This window comes from Mesorhizobium sp. DxT (assembly GCF_058448885.1).
The window spans coordinates 52,048-66,564 of record NZ_JBZFLJ010000006.1; the positions used below are offsets into that span (position 1 = coordinate 52,048).

Below are 14,517 nucleotides of genomic sequence, written 5' to 3' on the forward strand. Positions count from 1 at the left end.
CTGAACACGGAATGAACAATTGCTATATGGCCCGCTCAGTCGATCCGGGTGGTCGCAGCCAGTCGCCCGAAGATGGCGGCAACCCCGGCGACGGCGGCGACGGCCTGCAGGATTGCGTCGACGATCGCCTGCGTCTCGCCTTCCTCGACCGAGACCCCGAATGCACCAGCCGTCGTCGCGCCAACCATTACGAGCGCGGCCCAGATCGTTCGTGAAAGATACCACGGTTTGCGGATTTCCATGCACTACTCTCCTTGTTGATTGCGATTATTGCGAGCCGGTTCACGAAATCAGGAACGCCCGGGTCACCGGCATTCCTGCCCCGGCCGTAGCGCTGATCTGCCGGACGGTGATTTCGATGCCCGCCGGCAGGGCTGGAAGATCGGAAGCGATCCACGCCGCGTCGTAAGTCCAGTTCGCGGCAGCCGTTTCTGCCGTGCGAACCATTGCACCACCCGCGTCCCGCACCTCGACACGGTAGCGTTCGTATTCCTCGCCCAGCGGTATCTCCTCGGACAGCCAGCTATCGGCATCGATCCGGCCGCGTCTTGTCCATGTGACGATTGCATCGCCACCGGATTGCCTGGCAAGGCGCAGATGCACCGGTGCCAGAGGCAACCGCGCCCTGATGCCGCCTGCCGTTGCCAGTCCGACATGCGTCGGCCCGCCAAAGTCCTGGCCGCTTGGTCCGACCATCCAGTTCAGGGCGAGCCCCGCGTGCTCGGGCGGCAGACCGGCCTTGACGACGGCGTGGTCCAGCAGAACAAACGGGGCGCCCGCGGAGACGCCGGCAGCCAGCGCATCTCCGGTTCCCTGCTGGCCGCGCAGCAGCCTGGTCAGCCGCCAGACCGATGGCGCTATTTCTTCCGCATCGCCGAACTGGATGATTTCCCAAACGCCGTTGTCGGCGCGGATGGCGGCCATGTTTGCGCCGTTGAGAAGCTGAAGGGTCGGTACGCTAGCCATCGCGCCATCGAACAAGGCGACAGTGATCGACCCTTGATGGTCCAGTCTTCCTTCCGGCCCCTGCCCCTTCGCCTCCACCAGTTCGCCGATGGTCGCCTGGGCGGCGATGCTGGCGGTAAGGGCGAAACCGGTTTCCTCCGGTGAGGCATAAGCTGCCTGGGTTCGCCACGGGGAAGCGTAGGCGGCAACACGGAACTGGTCTTCCGGTGTGGTGCTACCCGGCAACATCGGCAAATCCAGCAGAATCACATAGGGCGCCCCGGGAACGGACGGACGCGTGTCGGCACCTGCCAGGCTGGTGACATGCCACGGCGTCGGCGCGGAGCGTACGACCTGCCGTGCCGAAACCCGTCGGCTTAGGCCGATCTCCACTTCGTTTACGACATACTCGCGTTCGCCAGTCTCGTCGGCCATTGAGATAAGCGTCCCCGGAGCGATGTCGACCTGTCCGGGTGGCACCGAAAATGCGATACTCTCCCTTCCATTGCGCTGTCGTGCCAGCCAGTCGTCCAGCAAAGCGGATGCGGCCCCGATCTCGAGACATCCGGGAATGCTGAGCGCGCGGCTTCCGCCCTTGGCGGCACCCGGCGAAGCGGCTCGCGCAAGCGCCGGCTGATAGCCCTGAAACGGGTCGGCGAAGGCGAGCTCCGCTTCCGTCGCCAGCTCGCGATCGGGAAGGCGGACGCGCTCCAGCGTCGCCGCCTGTTCCTCAACGATCATCTCGGTGATCTTGACGGAATCGGCCTCGAACGCGTTCGCATCCTGAAAGCGGATTGTGCCGGCCTCGTCGCGCACGGAAAGGCTGCACAATTCCACCAGCGGTTCAAGCGCCGCGCGCGCCGTGGTCGGCGCCTCGAGCATGTAGCCTGAAAGCGTACCACTCACGCGCGTCGCGTCGACATTGGTGAAACCGTGATCGGCCAGGATTGCCCGAACCAGATCGCTCAGGGCAATGCCCGAGAGCCGGCCATTCAGCCAGTGCCCCTTGTGCCAGTTGATCGCATCCTTCCAGAGCGCCGAATGCGCCGGAAACGCAGGAAAAGGACGCGCGTCCCAGGCCCAGATATACAGCCGATCCGCATCGACCATCCGGCCGCCATAGATCGGCGAGAGAGGATTCTGTACCGAATCGAAGACGGCGCTGGCCGGGTTCCAGTGGTCGAGATGCGCCAACAGGAACTGCCGTTGAGCGTCATCCGAACGCCCGCCCGATGAGAAATGCGGCAACGCCGCCTCTGACGACAATGCGTCGGGAAACACGTTCGGTTGGTTCGGCCCCTTGTCGACCGCTGGACACCCTATTTCCGTGAACCAGACAGGTTTCGAACCCGGTACCCAGTCCGTCGGCACGCCCGCTTCGACGCCGCCGATCCGGTTGTAGTGATGGTTCTCCCACCACGACCTGATGTCCTTGAACCGGAAGACCCAGGGTTTTCCGTAAGCACCATCTGTAATCGGCGACCGGTGTCGGTCGGCACGGCCAGCATTGCTGGCATAATACCAGTCATATCCTTCCCCGGAGGCGATCTGCCCGCGCAACCCGTCCGCATCGTACGGGCTGCGGAACCCGTCGGGATTGCCTCCGGCGTAGTCCTCGTCGCGCCAGTCGGAGAGCGGCATGTAGTTGTCCATGCCCACCGCGGTTATGGCAGAATGCGACCAAAGCGTATCAAGGTGGAAGAAAACGTCGCCGGACCCGTCGGCCGGCTGGTGGCCGAAGTATTCCGACCAGTCGGCCCCGTAGGTGATGGCCGCCTCCAGACCCAGCAAATCCCGCACCTCCCCGGCCAATTGGCAAAGCGCTTCCACGAAAGGAAACGCATTTACCTCGTCGCGCAGCGTCGTCAGCCCGCGCATTTCCGATCCGAGGAGAAAGCCGTCGATCCCGCCGGCGGCAACCGCGAGATGCGCGTAATGCAGGATTAGCCGTCGATAGCCCCAGTCGCCGCTGTCGCCCGCATAGGCCAACGCACCGCCATTGATGGAAAAGTCGTCGACGGCGGCGTCCCCGCAAAACGCGTCCACTTGCGCGCGGGCTGTTGCGGTCTTGTCCACGCTTCCCTCGGTTCCGGGCGCCGGATCGCAGGTAATGCGCCCGCGCCAGGGGAACGCCGGCTGGCTTTCACCACCATAGGGATTCGGAAGGACGTTGTCCGGCGGTACGTCCATCATGACAAACGGATAGAGCGTCGCCCGCAGGCCGCGGTTCCTGATCTCCCCGATGCACTCAATGACGGAGCGATCGGAGGGCGTTCCCCCAAACGACGCGTGTTCGTCCACGGTGCTGACCGTGGCCGCGCCGGCGCGCGTTGTGCCTCCGACGTTCCACGGTTCCGAATAGCCGGAAGGATCGCCGTGCATCACCCCCGGCCGCACCTTGCAGGCGCCCGCACGCAGGTCGTCGCCGAACCAGGTGACGACGATGGCGATCTCCTCAAGGTTCGGGCAAAGCGCCTGCAGCTCGTCGAGCGACGCGACGAGATCCGATGCCCGGTGAAGCATGTTCCTGTTGATCTGCTCGGTCACGCCCGGCCGAGGGGTGCGGGTGACAGCGCGCGGCAGCAGGCCGTATTCCGTTGAACCGGGCAGCAGCACGACCGCTTTTACCTTGTCGTTCAACCAACCCGTCGCCCGCATCACCTCAAACTGGAATTGTGGAATGCGATTGCCGTACTCCGAGAGCGGAAACCGCTCGAAGACCACATAGGCCATGCCGCGATAGGCGGGCGCATTGCCCTCTCCCTGCTTGGCGGCAACCAGCGGATCGACGGGCTGGTCCTCGCCACCTCGATAGACGCGCATCGTAATCTGCTCGAGGTCCAGTTCCTTCCCGTCCGCCCATATGCGGCGCACGCCGCTGATCTCTCCCTCGCACAGCGCAAACGCCACATTGGCGAAATAGGAATAGGTGGTGACTTTCGGTCCGCCCTTCGCGCCCTCGCGCCTCGACTGGCTGCTTTCCTCGAAGCGCGTTGCCCAGATGACGTTGCCGCCGGTTCGTACCGTGCCGTAAACGCGCGCGACCGGCGCGCCTTCCTCGGCCATGAACGGGCGCATCGAACTCAGGCGCGGACCTTCCACATGCTGGAAGCTCTGTAACAGGCTGCGATCGAGCATATAGCCGGCCATAGCGCCGGCGGCGGAACCGAGCGCCGCGCCAACAGGGCCGAGAATGCCGCCGAGAAAAGCTCCGGCAGCCTGAAGGACAATAGTCGCCATGGTCGAGATGCTTCCTCAGTGCTGCGGAAGGTAGGGGAAGGCGAAAACGCCGGCGATCCGGCGGCGCCATTGCGGTATCAGCGCCGACACCATCACTGCGTGCCCCTCATAGGCATGCAGGAAGCGGTCCTCGCTGATGAGGATGCCCACATGCTTGGCCGCGTGATGCGCCCGCCAGCGGAAGACGAGCAGATCGCCGGGCAGTGCCTCACGGGCATGCTTTTGGGCACAGTGGCGGCGCGCGGCCTCCAGCAGGCGGTCCCGTCCTCCCGCTTCCGCCCAGTCCGGTGCATACGGTCCCGGTGCTTCCGGTTCCATGCCGTAGACGGCACGCCATATCCCGCGAACGAGGCCTAGGCAGTCGCATCCCACGCCCTTGGTCGATCCCTGGTGGCGATATGGCGTGCCGATCCATGTTACCGCTTCGGCCAAAACTGCTGCAGCCGCTTTACGGTCTTCCAGTTCAGCGTTCATTCTACGATTGGGCCCCCATCGAAATTCCCGCCTTCTGAGACATAGCCGTAGGCCGCGTCATTGCCTGGCAAATGCGGGAAGCCACGAAAGTTGATCGGGTTGGAGAACTTGGCCTTGCACGTCGCGAAACGCTTGTCGCACCCGGCAAGCACGGTGAACGCATCACCCGGCGCCGGCTGACGCTCCCCGGACGGCACGGCCAACATCACGGTGCCGGATGCGTTGCGGTGATCGACGATCGCCGACGTTCGTCCGGCAAGCTCGCCGCTCGTCCAGGTGATCTCGCCGAACGAGAACCAGCCCGCCACAAAATCCGTCAGGCCGCTCACACGCAACGTGCCCGGCGCTGTCACGGCTACAACGGCGCCACTGCCGTTGAACTCGGCGGCACCCAGATCCACCCCACATCGCGCATCGCCCAGACGCGCGTCGCAGCCACGGCGCAGATAGCGCCCGCTGGGCCGGTCGAGGCTCGCTGCGACGCTTTCCAGCTCCGCCAAGAAGCGACCGTCGGCGCGTGTCATCTTGCCGACGACCGCGGTGCGGATCGTTGCGAACTGTTCCGGTTCGCACCAGTTTACGAGCAGCGTCTCGACCGTGGCGCCATCGAACAGTCCCGACTGGATGTCCTCCTCCGTCAGCCGATCCGATGAAAGCGCGCCTTCCACATCGACGCTGTCCGGCGCCATGCCGAGCGACGTGCGCGCCTCGCTCTGGGCGAAACCGCTTTCGGGTTCGAAGGTCTGGCCGTCCACGGTCAACGCCCTGTCGTGGTCGGTAAAGCCATAGGTCTGGCCATCGCGCCGCGCGACGCGCCAGCAGTGGCAAAGCGTCGTGCATTCACCATCGAGATGCTCCCGAAATGCGGGCGAGAAGCTGCTCACGGTTCGATCTCCACGATCGGGATGGACGGGATCTGCCCGGCCTTGAAGGCGCTCAGGCTGATGGCGATGCGCTCGGTGTCGAATCGGGCAGGCACATCGAATTCGTAGCCGGCGCGAACGGCCTGGCCGTTGGCCGGGATCGAACCTGGTCCGAACATGATGATGCCGCTTTCGTGGTCGACGGTGAAATCTGCAGGCTCGCTGCGCTCAATTCCATCGACGGAAACCCGCACGCTCCCCTCCACGGGTTTGCATATGTTGCGCAGGTAGGAATCCGCACCGCTGCCATAGCGCTTGATGAGCTGGAAACTCGCCGTCGCGGCGTCGCCGGTGCCAATGATCTGATCCGTGGCCGACGGCGCATTGTCCGGCGGACATGATTTCATGTCGAACGGATCGCGAAAGCGGAAGCCGTGGAATGAGCCGCGACGCGCCTCGAAAAATGCAATGATCTCATAGAGATCGCTCAGCGATCGCACGCCTGTGCCCGCATCGAAATGCCGGCGCGACTGCGCGAACCGCAAGTTCCGCCGTTCACGCCCCGATGTCAGCGCGACGATCTCGTTGCGGCGTTCCGGCCCGCCCGTCGCGCCGAACGACACGCCGACCGGAAAGCGAACCTCGTGAAAGCTGTCCATCTGCCTCTCCGGTTCACAATGTGCGCGCGCCGCGCGACACCGCACGCGCAAGCATGCCGGTGATCTGAGCCTCGGATTTGCGGAACGAGGCCGCGTCCTGCGCCGTCACGTTGAAGACGACATTGACCGGCGACCCGGCACGCGCTGCGGTCTGACCGGCTTCGGCGCCAGTCAAGGCCGGTGACGGTATCGGCGCGCCCATCGACATCGCTTCCACGTCCGGAAAGAAGTCCGGCATTCTCATCGCGCCGGCCTCCGTGGCAAACGGCAATCCACCGATGAGACGCGGCAGCAGGTCGGATATCAGACCCGACAGCGGCTTCAGCCCCTGGCTCAGCGCCATGCTCGCCAGGTTCAGGCCGATGCGCTGGAGCACGTCCTCAAGCGACCGGCCATTGATCGCCGCATCCCTGAGCGCACCCGTAAGCTGCCGGCCGAACGCATCGGACAGGTCCGCCAGTTCCCGCATCGCATCCGCGAATGGCTGCGTGTCCATCTCGAACTGGATTTCCAGCGGGTCGAGAGAGTCGTTCATCAATCCTGCCTTTCAGCCTCGTCCGGGAACCTGGTCATCAGCGTCTCGAGCGTTCCACGCTCCGGTGCACTCACTGCGCCGGACACTGCATTCAACCCACGCAAGACGCCGGCAAGTTCGCGCGGCGTCATCGCCCAGAAGTCGCGCGAGGAAAGCCGCAGCCGGCCCAGCCCGATGGCGATCACCTGATCCCACGGGAACTGACGCGCCTTGCCGCCTGCGGCGTTCAAGGGCGGCCGGAAGCCTCGCCCGCGTCACCAAAACTTGCCTTCAGCAGATCGGCTACGATGCGGGCAAAGCCGGCTACACCGCCCTCGACGGTCATTCCCGCCACATCGTCGTCGCTTACTGCAGCACCTGCACCTCGCAGCCCCGCAGCGATGATGCGCATCAGGTCCCGCGCGGAGAGCCTGCCGGACGCGAAGCGTTCCGCCAGCGCACCCAGGTCATCGACACCGAACGCGGTTTCCAGTTCCGCGAGCGCCCCAAGCGTCAGGCACAGCACGCAATCGCGACCGGCAATGGTGGCGGCGATTTCGCCGCGTCTCCTGTTCGCCGGCATCATGCGGCCGCAAACGCGATTGCGCCGGCGGATTCGAGCGCGATTTCGAATGTCACCTCGCCGTCGTGGTTGCCCGTATATTCAAGCGACGTCACCTGGAATGGCCCCTGAACCGTACCGAAATCCGGTATGGCGAACTGCCATGACGTGACCGATCCGCCAAAGAAGGCGGTCCGGATAAGTGCGTCCGACTGCGCGTCCTTGAAGATGCCTGCGCCGCTCAGCGATGCGCGCTGCACGCCGCTGCCGGCCAGAAGCTCGCGCCAGCGCCCGGTGGAATCGGCATCGGTGATGTCCACGGTCTCGCTGTTGAAGGCGAGACGTTTGGTGCGCAGCCCCGCGACAGTCGTGAACGCGCCGCCATTGTCGACCTTCAAAAGAAGATCCTTGCCCTTCTGTGCTGCCACAGCAAGCCTCCTCTGCGTTGAAATGATGTGAAGAAATGAAAGGGTCAGTCGACCGGTTCGGTCACGGCGCGGAACCTCAGGGTGCCGTGATGAACCGCGAGATCATCGTCGAAACGCGCTTCCTCGAATTCGCGGCGCAGATTGACCAGATGGTGCTCCTCCAACGCCAGGTTCGCGTCATGGAGCGTGGAGCGCACGATTTCCATCACATCCAGCGTCTCTGACAGGCCCTTGGCCTTCGACCAGACATGGACGGTGAAGACATGCTCGCTGCCATCCTCGGTGTCGGTGCTCCAGTCCTGCATCGAGGTCAGGCCGAACGTCAGATAGGGAAACGCCACATTGGCGGGCGCATGGTCGTGGATGCGGCTCTCACCGAGCTTTGCCGTCAGGTCGCCATTCCCGCTCAATGCTGCATACACGGCCTTGCGCAAGGCGGTAGCAGCCGAGCTCATTGCTGCCTCCTGGCGCGCGATATCGCCTCACGGTCCCGCGCCTCCGTCATGGCCTTTCGTCGCGCCCGCATCGCGCCTGCCGCGGCCTTGGTGTCCAGCGCACCTGCTGCCTTCATCTGCAACGCTCGCATAAGGCCGTCGAGCGTCAGTTTCATCGCCGCCTTCAAAGCCCAGCCTCCGTGACCGCACACACCAGATAGCGCCCTGTTTCATCGGGATCGTGGACGGTCACGATGTCGAACAGCCGCCCAAGCTTGCGCAGGCGCATGCCGCTGCGCAGGTCTTCGCGGTAACGCAGCGTAACACGATGCGTCACCTTCTCGAGCGTCTGATCGGCGCCGTAGCGGCTCTTCGCTGCCAACGGCTCGATCCGCGCGAAGATCGCGCCGGCCTCCGCCCACGCTTCGGTGTACCCGCCGGCCCCATCGGGAATGGTCGAGACCGTTTCCAGGACGAGTTCGTGACGGAACGATCCCGGGTCGATGAATTCCGTCCGCATCTACAGCCTCCGCGTCCGCCAGGGAGCAATCAGGCGCTCGTAACCCGGCGGAAACGAAACCGGCTGCGCGGACGGCGCAAAATGCGCGCGGAACTCGTACCAGTGCGCGACCAGCAGCACCATGGCCCGCTTCAGCAGGTCGGGCACGTCAGTACCCGCTTCGCCGAAACCTGCGGTGAAGTCGATCTCGATGCCGTTCATCGCACGGCCCGGCTCCGGGCCGTCCACGAAATGCAAACGAGCCGGCCGTGCGTGGGCATCGAGCTGATACCGGGCCGGATCGACCACTGCAGCCGCACCGTCCTGATCGTAGATCGTCACGGAAAGTACCTCGCGCACCGGATGCCTGCGGAGCAGCACGCGCCGCGTCGATGGCATCTTGTCCAGCACCAGCCGCCACGACTGGTCGACCAGCGCCAGGCCGCATGCGGCTTCCACCTCCTCGCGCGCGGCGCGTATCAAGCCATCCAGCAGCGCGTCGTCGCTGTCATGGTCGATGCGCAGGTTGCGCTTGGCGTCCACCAGCGTGACGGGCTCGGCCGAGGGCGCCACGGTTCGCAATAGTGTCATGCATGCCTCGAAGGGGGGGATGAAAAGAAGACGGCCCCGGCAAGGGGAACCGGGGCCGTCGCGGCATGGTGTTTCGGCGAAGGGACTATCGCCGGGTCTTATGCCACGCCGAACTTGACCAACTTGATCGCGTTGAAGTCCTGGACACCACCGCCCACGCGCTTGGTGATGTAGAAGAGCACGTAGGGCTTGGCGGAATACGGATCACGCAGCACTCGCACGCCGGCGCGATCCACGACCAGGTAGCCACGCTGGAAGTCGCCGAAGGCGATGGCTGTGGCATCAGTGGCGATGTCGGGCATGTCCTCGGCCTCGACGACCGGAAAGCCCATCAGCACCGCGCGACCGCCGGGCACCGCCGGCGGCTGCCACAGATAGTTGCCGTCGGCGTCCTTCATCTTGCGGATCGCGGCCTGGGTCTTGCGGTTCATGACCCAGTTGGCGTTCTGCCGATAGCCGGCCTTCAGCGCATAGATCGTGTCGATCAGCTTGTCGGACGGGTGGCTGGCCGCAAAGGCGCCGTCGACACCCGTCGCGATGTAGCCGATCTTCTCCCAGGCCCAGCTTGCCTCCGGCTCCTGATCGTAGTCGAGAAAACCGCGCGGCTTGTCGCTGCCGTCACCGCTGATGAAGGCGGTGCCCTCCTGTTCGGCGAAGGCGGATTCCACCTCGCCGACGATCCACTGGTCGAGGTCGACGACGCTGTCGTCGAGCAGCGACGGCGTCGCCGCAGGCATCGCGTAGATTTCCGCCGTCGGGAACTGGAGCGCATCCAGAACCGGCGACGTGGTCTTCGGACGTGCCGCCGTCTCGCCGACCCAGCCGACCACCGGGCCGGAGGTCATGAACGGCTTCTTCAGCACCGCCGACGAAACCTGTCGCACCGACGCAATCGACCGGATCGGGGAGATCACCGCAAGCCGCCGGCCGATCTCGGCCTCCACCTCGTCGGGCACGAGATAGCCGCCATCCGGGCCGGAGCCGTATGACATGTCCTTGGTCTCGATCGACCGCAGCGCATGTTCGTCGCCCGAGCGCAGATAGGCGTCGAAGGCCTGCTTGCGCTCGGCCCCGGCGACCGAAAACGCGTCGTCGCGGCCAAGTGCCGGCCGCACGCGCTTCAGTGCCAGATTGTCCAGCACCTGCTTCTGGCGGTCGAGCGCTTCGGAGATGCGGTCGACCTTGTCGCTGGTCACTGTGTCGGCGCCCTTGCGGGTCTCGATCTCGCGCAGGCGCCGGTCGTTTGCCTCGCGGAATTCCGCGAAGGTGGTCATGAATTCGTCGAACGTATCCGAAAGCGCGGCAAAGCCGCCGCCTTCCGATTTGATCTCGGGTGCGGCCTCATGGGTCGTCATGTCTGTTGGTCCTCATTTCTGATCAGTCGTGTCGCCTCGCGAATTCGCCCGGCAAGGCGGTCCGGTGTGCCTCGCGCGGCATCCCGCTCGCGCAACAGGCTGGAGAAGCCGCGCGCGATCACGGTGCGCGCCTCCCCGCGTGTCAGCTTCGCGTCGCGCGTCAGCCAACGTTCGAAGTCCCGCACCGACGGTAGCGCCGACGCGTCGTCCTTGACGCTTTCGATCCGCGCGCCCGGCAGCATCGGAAAGGTCACGATCGAGATTTCCCAAAGATCGGCCTCGACGATCCGGCGCACGCCGGATTTCGTGTCCCGGCGCGCCTTCACTGTCCGAAAGCCGATGGAGAGCCCGTCGAGCGCACCGCTGCGCATCAGCTCCAGCACCTCGCCGGCACGCGCCACGCCGCGTGCCAGCCGGCCGCGCACGAACAGGCCGCGCTCGTCCTCGCGCAGTTCCAGCCACGTGCCGATCGGCTGTGCCGGGTCGTGCTGGTAAAGCATGCGCACGCCGGTTGCGCCGCGCAGCCTCAAGGCTCGCGCGAACGCGCCGGGCTCCACCATGTCGCGCGCCAGGTCGACTTTGCCGAACAGGCTCGCATAGCCCGAAAACGTACCGTCCCGGCCGATGGTGCCGATGGAAACGTCGGTGAACTTGCGCTCGCGCGCGGCGAGCGGCATCTCATGCATCATGTTCGTTGCTCCGATTGCGCCCGTTCGCCCTGAATACGCGCATGACGAGACCCAGCGCCCACCAGGCGCTCAGGCTCGCCGCCGCCGATCCCATCAGCACCAGTTCGTGCGGGCCGAGGCTTTCCTCGATGCCCAGTTCCACGGCGATCTTCAGCCCGGCCGTTCCGCCGAATGCCAACCCGCTCGCAACGCCGATGCCGAAGCGGATCGCCGCTTCGCGCCGCCCGGCCGGAAGCACATAGGCGAGCGAGATGGCCGAGCCGGCCACGGCGCCGCCGAACTTGGCCAGCCAAAGCCAGCTTGCATCCGTCATCTCGTTTCCGCTCCGAATGCCCGTAGCCTCAACCGCGCGGTCCATAGCCGACCGCCTCGCGTTTCTCGTCGTCGGTCAGGAAGTCGGCCGTGCCCAGCCGCGCCCAGAGCGCCTCGCGCTCTGCCGAGAGGCCATCGATCCGGTCGGCGTCGAAGCCGAGCCGCAACCCGTTCCCGAAGCGCTGCCCGAGCCAGGCCGACAGCTCCACCGCCGTGCGCGCCACCAGCGGCAGCACGGTCATGCGGTAGAAGGCGCGGTTGGCTTCCTGGTAGTTCGAATAGGTGTTGTCGCCGGGGATGCCGAGCAGCATCGGCGGCACGCCGAAGGCCAGCGCGATGTCGCGGCTGGCGCCGTTGCGCGCCTCCATGAAGTCCATGTCCTTGGGAGAAAGCCCCATCGCCTTCCAGTCGAGGCCGCCTTCCAGCAGCATCGGACGCCCGGCCCGCGACGCGCCCGAATAGCCGTCCTCCAGCTCCACCTTCAGCCGCTCATACTGCTCCTCGCTGAGGTTTCCGCCCTCCTTCGGCGCATAGACCAGCGCGCCGGAAGGCCGCGCTGAATTGTCCAGCAGAGCCTTGTTCCAGCGCCCCGCGGCGTTGTGGATGTCCAGCGCCATCAACGCCGCCTGCAGGGGTGGAAAGCCGTAATGGTCGTCGAGCGGGTGAAACAGCGACAGATGCAGCGCGCCATCATCCAGCGGAATCCGCCGCTTCGTCGCGCCCTGCCGATATTCGAGCGCCACCGGCCAGCCGGACGCGTCGGCCGCCACCGCCACCCGATCGGGCCGCAGCAGGTGCAGTTCGCGCGCGTCCGCCGCCTCGATCAGCTCGACATAGGCGTTGCCCGACATCAGCAGGTGGCCGTAGAGCGTCTCGAAGAAGCCTGCGCCGGCGCTGCGCTGGTTCGGCCGCGCCAGCAGTTCCAGCAGCGGATGTTCGCTCAGTTCCTCCGCCCCGTCATAAAGCAGCCACGGCACGGCGGCGGCTGATTCCGCGACCATGCGCACCGCCCGGTGTACGACCGGATTGTGCATGAAGCCCTCGCGCGCCAGCGCCGTATAGTCGCGCCGCGTCCAGCGGGCGTCGCCCTGCGCGTGCAGCGCCACGAAGCCGTAGCCGTCCTTGCGTTCAAGGCGCGCGCCATCGCGCCGGCCCCGTCTCCACGGCCAGTTCCAACCCATCATCATATCCCGTTCAGCTCAGATTGCGGATGCGCGGCCGGTTCGCCCGGCCAAGCAGGAGTTCGGTGATCGCCCACACCAGTGCGTCGACGCGGTCGGGCGAGCGGCCGCCCGAGAGCCCGTCGGGGCCGAAATCGCACATCTCGTCCTCGAGTTCGGGAAAGTGGCGCGCATGCATCACCCGCCCTTGCGCGTAGAGTGCTGCGACCGGCTCCGCGCGCAGCCACTTGCCGCGGCTCGCCCTCACTTCCTTCACCGGCACGGCGGGGTCGACCGTGCGCAGCACGGCCGTCACCATCTCGCCGCCCTGGTTGACTTCGGCGACCACGCAATCCGCCTCATGGGCATGGAACCGCGCCACCGCGCGCGCCGCCCAGTCCTGCGGCCTCGCCGCAGCCATGGTCGCGTCCTCGATCACGATCGCTCGGTCGCTTTCATCCAGACCCGCCACCACGATGCCGCACGCATCCGAAGTCCGCCGCGACGTTGCCGGCGGGTCCACCGCGACGACGATGCGCCGCAGCGTTCCGACCGGCGCGGCCGGCGTCTCCAGCGCCGCGCGCGTCCACAGCGCATCGGCGCGATCTTCGATCATCTCGCCGTCGAGTTCCTGGCGGCCGAGCCGGGAGCCCGCATAGCGGGCGCGCACCGCCTCCAGAAAACCCGCCGCGAGGTTATCGACGTTCTCCCGCGTCGCCATGCGCGTCACGGTGAAGGCCGGATCGGCCAGCAGCCGCTTGATGAGCGGCACCGGCTTGGGCGTCGTCGTCACGAGCTGGCGCGGCTGCCGCCCCAGCCGCAGCCCGAACTGCAGCATGTCGAAACACGCCGTCGCGTTCTTCCACTTCGCCGCCTCGTCGCACCACGCGGCCTCGAACTGCGGCCCGCGCAGGCTTTCGGGGTCCTCCGAGGAGAATGCCTGCGCCACCGCGCCGCTGTCCCACAAAAGCCTGCGCCGCGTCGGCTCGTAGCGTGGCCGGTTCCGGCGCGCTATCGTCGCGATGCCCGACGGCCCGTCCACCATCACCTCGCGCACGTCGCCCAGCGTCTCGCCCACCAGCGCGATGCGCATGTGCCTGTGCCGGTGCGAAAAAGGCCCGAGGCCCCGCGCCAGCGCGTTCACCCATTCCGCGCCGAGCCGCGTCTTACCGGAGCCGCGCCCGCCCACGACCAGCCAGTTGACCATCGGCGGCAGGCCCAGCAGTTCGAACCCGAGCGGATATTGCGACAGCCGCGCATGTCCGACCCAGGCGTCACGAAGCAGCTTCAGCCGGTCGGGCGTCAGCACGCGCCGCGACCAGTTGGCCTGCAAGTCCCTCAGCCAGTTCGATGATGCGATCGTTGATGCGCCCGAGTATGGCGGCCAGCTCTTCATCGCCCAATTCTTCTTTTTCTTGTTGCGAGCGTTCCGTGGCCAGCACGTCCCAGCGCTCCATCATGCGCATGAGGGCGACAAGCGCCTCGATCTCGGTCTTCTGGATTTGCTCCCCCGCCTCGGCACGTGAGACCAGCGCGCCGACCTGGCGGGCGACATGCGCCGCGCATCTCGCCATCATCGCCACGGGGTCCTCCCCCGGTCGCGGCTCCACAAAACCCTCGTCAGCCGCCCCAACGGCACCCTGCGGCACGGAAACCGCACCCGCGTTTCGCGAACACCAAACCCAGCCTTCGCCATTCGCACGCCGCCGCACGGTCGCCTCGCTGCACCCCAGCGCAGCCGCAAGGTTCCCAGGCGTCGCCCCCGTCTCCACAACCGCGCGCACGGCATCCC

Annotated in this window: 19 protein-coding genes; all 19 read right to left on the reverse strand. The window is 66.0% G+C overall.

Annotated features, from left to right (window positions below; translation table 11 throughout):
- Nucleotides 1-35 precede the first annotated feature (35 nt).
- The 19 genes from ACVJNE_RS12685 to ACVJNE_RS12775 all read right to left on the reverse strand — a co-directional run bounded on the left by ACVJNE_RS12685 (nucleotide 36) and on the right by ACVJNE_RS12775 (nucleotide 14,308).
- Nucleotides 36-242: a hypothetical protein gene (locus ACVJNE_RS12685; RefSeq protein WP_444725165.1), complete on the reverse strand. Its 207-nt coding sequence runs from the start codon at nucleotides 240-242 to the stop codon at nucleotides 36-38.
- 40 nt (nucleotides 243-282) lie between these two features.
- Complete coding sequence (locus ACVJNE_RS12690) at nucleotides 283-4,185, reverse strand: baseplate multidomain protein megatron (RefSeq protein ID WP_499566038.1); 3,903 nt, start codon at nucleotides 4,183-4,185, stop codon at nucleotides 283-285.
- 15 nt (nucleotides 4,186-4,200) lie between these two features.
- Nucleotides 4,201-4,659 carry an NlpC/P60 family protein gene (locus ACVJNE_RS12695; protein WP_499566040.1) on the reverse strand — a complete coding sequence of 153 codons (459 nt, stop codon included), beginning with the start codon at nucleotides 4,657-4,659 and terminating at the stop codon, nucleotides 4,201-4,203.
- Nucleotides 4,656-5,543, reverse strand: coding sequence for a phage/gene transfer agent baseplate hub protein (locus tag ACVJNE_RS12700; RefSeq protein WP_499566042.1), 888 nt, complete (start codon nucleotides 5,541-5,543; stop codon nucleotides 4,656-4,658). The genes ACVJNE_RS12695 and ACVJNE_RS12700 overlap by 4 nt, the downstream gene beginning before the upstream one ends.
- A complete protein-coding gene (locus ACVJNE_RS12705) occupies nucleotides 5,540-6,181 on the reverse strand; it encodes a phage distal tail protein, Rcc01695 family (RefSeq protein ID WP_499566043.1) in 642 nt (213 codons plus the stop codon). Before ACVJNE_RS12705 ends, ACVJNE_RS12700 begins: the two co-directional genes overlap by 4 nt.
- 13 nt (nucleotides 6,182-6,194) lie before the next feature.
- Entirely contained in the window at nucleotides 6,195-6,716 is a 522-nt protein-coding gene (locus ACVJNE_RS12710; protein WP_499566045.1) for a phage tail tape measure protein, read from the reverse strand.
- Complete coding sequence (locus ACVJNE_RS12715; protein WP_499566047.1) at nucleotides 6,716-6,946, reverse strand: rcc01693 family protein; 231 nt, start codon at nucleotides 6,944-6,946, stop codon at nucleotides 6,716-6,718. The genes ACVJNE_RS12710 and ACVJNE_RS12715 overlap by 1 nt, the downstream gene beginning before the upstream one ends.
- The gene (locus tag ACVJNE_RS12720) at nucleotides 6,943-7,281 is read right to left on the reverse strand and encodes a gene transfer agent family protein (RefSeq protein WP_499566049.1); all 339 of its coding nucleotides are present in this window, start codon (nucleotides 7,279-7,281) and stop codon (nucleotides 6,943-6,945) included. Before ACVJNE_RS12720 ends, ACVJNE_RS12715 begins: the two co-directional genes overlap by 4 nt.
- Nucleotides 7,278-7,685, reverse strand: coding sequence for a phage major tail protein, TP901-1 family (locus tag ACVJNE_RS12725; RefSeq protein ID WP_499566051.1), 408 nt, complete (start codon nucleotides 7,683-7,685; stop codon nucleotides 7,278-7,280). Before ACVJNE_RS12725 ends, ACVJNE_RS12720 begins: the two co-directional genes overlap by 4 nt.
- Nucleotides 7,686-7,729: 44 nt before the next feature.
- Nucleotides 7,730-8,140 (reverse strand): DUF3168 domain-containing protein, encoded by a 411-nt coding sequence (locus ACVJNE_RS12730; RefSeq protein ID WP_499566053.1) that lies wholly within the window; start codon nucleotides 8,138-8,140, stop codon nucleotides 7,730-7,732.
- A complete protein-coding gene (locus ACVJNE_RS12735; protein WP_499566055.1) occupies nucleotides 8,137-8,295 on the reverse strand; it encodes a hypothetical protein in 159 nt (52 codons plus the stop codon). Before ACVJNE_RS12735 ends, ACVJNE_RS12730 begins: the two co-directional genes overlap by 4 nt.
- Nucleotides 8,296-8,303: 8 nt before the next feature.
- Entirely contained in the window at nucleotides 8,304-8,639 is a 336-nt protein-coding gene (locus ACVJNE_RS12740; RefSeq protein ID WP_499566057.1) for a phage head closure protein, read from the reverse strand.
- On the reverse strand, nucleotides 8,640-9,209 hold the full coding sequence (locus tag ACVJNE_RS12745) for a head-tail connector protein (protein WP_499566059.1): 570 nt from the start codon (nucleotides 9,207-9,209) through the stop codon (nucleotides 8,640-8,642). It abuts the gene before it with no gap.
- A 98-nt stretch (nucleotides 9,210-9,307) separates the two neighbouring features.
- Nucleotides 9,308-10,564, reverse strand: coding sequence for a phage major capsid protein (locus ACVJNE_RS12750; RefSeq protein ID WP_499566061.1), 1,257 nt, complete (start codon nucleotides 10,562-10,564; stop codon nucleotides 9,308-9,310).
- Entirely contained in the window at nucleotides 10,561-11,250 is a 690-nt protein-coding gene (locus ACVJNE_RS12755) for an HK97 family phage prohead protease (RefSeq protein WP_499566482.1), read from the reverse strand. The genes ACVJNE_RS12750 and ACVJNE_RS12755 overlap by 4 nt, the downstream gene beginning before the upstream one ends.
- The gene (locus ACVJNE_RS12760) at nucleotides 11,243-11,566 is read right to left on the reverse strand and encodes a DUF6107 family protein (RefSeq protein ID WP_173190264.1); all 324 of its coding nucleotides are present in this window, start codon (nucleotides 11,564-11,566) and stop codon (nucleotides 11,243-11,245) included. Before ACVJNE_RS12760 ends, ACVJNE_RS12755 begins: the two co-directional genes overlap by 8 nt.
- Nucleotides 11,567-11,594: 28 nt before the next feature.
- Nucleotides 11,595-12,746, reverse strand: coding sequence for a phage portal protein (locus ACVJNE_RS12765; RefSeq protein ID WP_499566063.1), 1,152 nt, complete (start codon nucleotides 12,744-12,746; stop codon nucleotides 11,595-11,597).
- A gap of 13 nt (nucleotides 12,747-12,759) precedes the next feature.
- Nucleotides 12,760-14,034, reverse strand: coding sequence for a DNA-packaging protein (locus tag ACVJNE_RS12770; RefSeq protein ID WP_499566064.1), 1,275 nt, complete (start codon nucleotides 14,032-14,034; stop codon nucleotides 12,760-12,762).
- Nucleotides 14,000-14,308 carry a hypothetical protein gene (locus ACVJNE_RS12775; protein ID WP_499566066.1) on the reverse strand — a complete coding sequence of 103 codons (309 nt, stop codon included), beginning with the start codon at nucleotides 14,306-14,308 and terminating at the stop codon, nucleotides 14,000-14,002. The genes ACVJNE_RS12770 and ACVJNE_RS12775 overlap by 35 nt, the downstream gene beginning before the upstream one ends.
- Between the last annotated feature and the right edge of the window lie 209 nt (nucleotides 14,309-14,517).

What these genes read in the sequence shown, in the direction of transcription:
- ACVJNE_RS12710 (WP_499566045.1), bottom strand. Translation starts at nt 6,716, where the DNA reads ATGAACGACTCTCTCGACCCGCTGGAAATCCAGTTCGAGATGGACACG.
- ACVJNE_RS12745 (WP_499566059.1), bottom strand. Translation starts at nt 9,209, where the DNA reads ATGACACTATTGCGAACCGTGGCGCCCTCGGCCGAGCCCGTCACGCTG.
- ACVJNE_RS12740 (WP_499566057.1), bottom strand. Translation starts at nt 8,639, where the DNA reads ATGCGGACGGAATTCATCGACCCGGGATCGTTCCGTCACGAACTCGTC.
- ACVJNE_RS12685 (WP_444725165.1), bottom strand. Translation starts at nt 242, where the DNA reads ATGGAAATCCGCAAACCGTGGTATCTTTCACGAACGATCTGGGCCGCG.
- ACVJNE_RS12730 (WP_499566053.1), bottom strand. Translation starts at nt 8,140, where the DNA reads ATGAGCTCGGCTGCTACCGCCTTGCGCAAGGCCGTGTATGCAGCATTG.
- ACVJNE_RS12760 (WP_173190264.1), bottom strand. Translation starts at nt 11,566, where the DNA reads ATGACGGATGCAAGCTGGCTTTGGCTGGCCAAGTTCGGCGGCGCCGTG.
- ACVJNE_RS12735 (WP_499566055.1), bottom strand. Translation starts at nt 8,295, where the DNA reads ATGAAACTGACGCTCGACGGCCTTATGCGAGCGTTGCAGATGAAGGCA.
- ACVJNE_RS12750 (WP_499566061.1), bottom strand. Translation starts at nt 10,564, where the DNA reads ATGACGACCCATGAGGCCGCACCCGAGATCAAATCGGAAGGCGGCGGC.
- ACVJNE_RS12755 (WP_499566482.1), bottom strand. Translation starts at nt 11,250, where the DNA reads ATGCATGAGATGCCGCTCGCCGCGCGCGAGCGCAAGTTCACCGACGTT.
- ACVJNE_RS12690 (WP_499566038.1), bottom strand. Translation starts at nt 4,185, where the DNA reads ATGGCGACTATTGTCCTTCAGGCTGCCGGAGCTTTTCTCGGCGGCATT.
- ACVJNE_RS12705 (WP_499566043.1), bottom strand. Translation starts at nt 6,181, where the DNA reads ATGGACAGCTTTCACGAGGTTCGCTTTCCGGTCGGCGTGTCGTTCGGC.
- ACVJNE_RS12765 (WP_499566063.1), bottom strand. Translation starts at nt 12,746, where the DNA reads ATGGGTTGGAACTGGCCGTGGAGACGGGGCCGGCGCGATGGCGCGCGC.
- ACVJNE_RS12720 (WP_499566049.1), bottom strand. Translation starts at nt 7,281, where the DNA reads ATGATGCCGGCGAACAGGAGACGCGGCGAAATCGCCGCCACCATTGCC.
- ACVJNE_RS12695 (WP_499566040.1), bottom strand. Translation starts at nt 4,659, where the DNA reads ATGAACGCTGAACTGGAAGACCGTAAAGCGGCTGCAGCAGTTTTGGCC.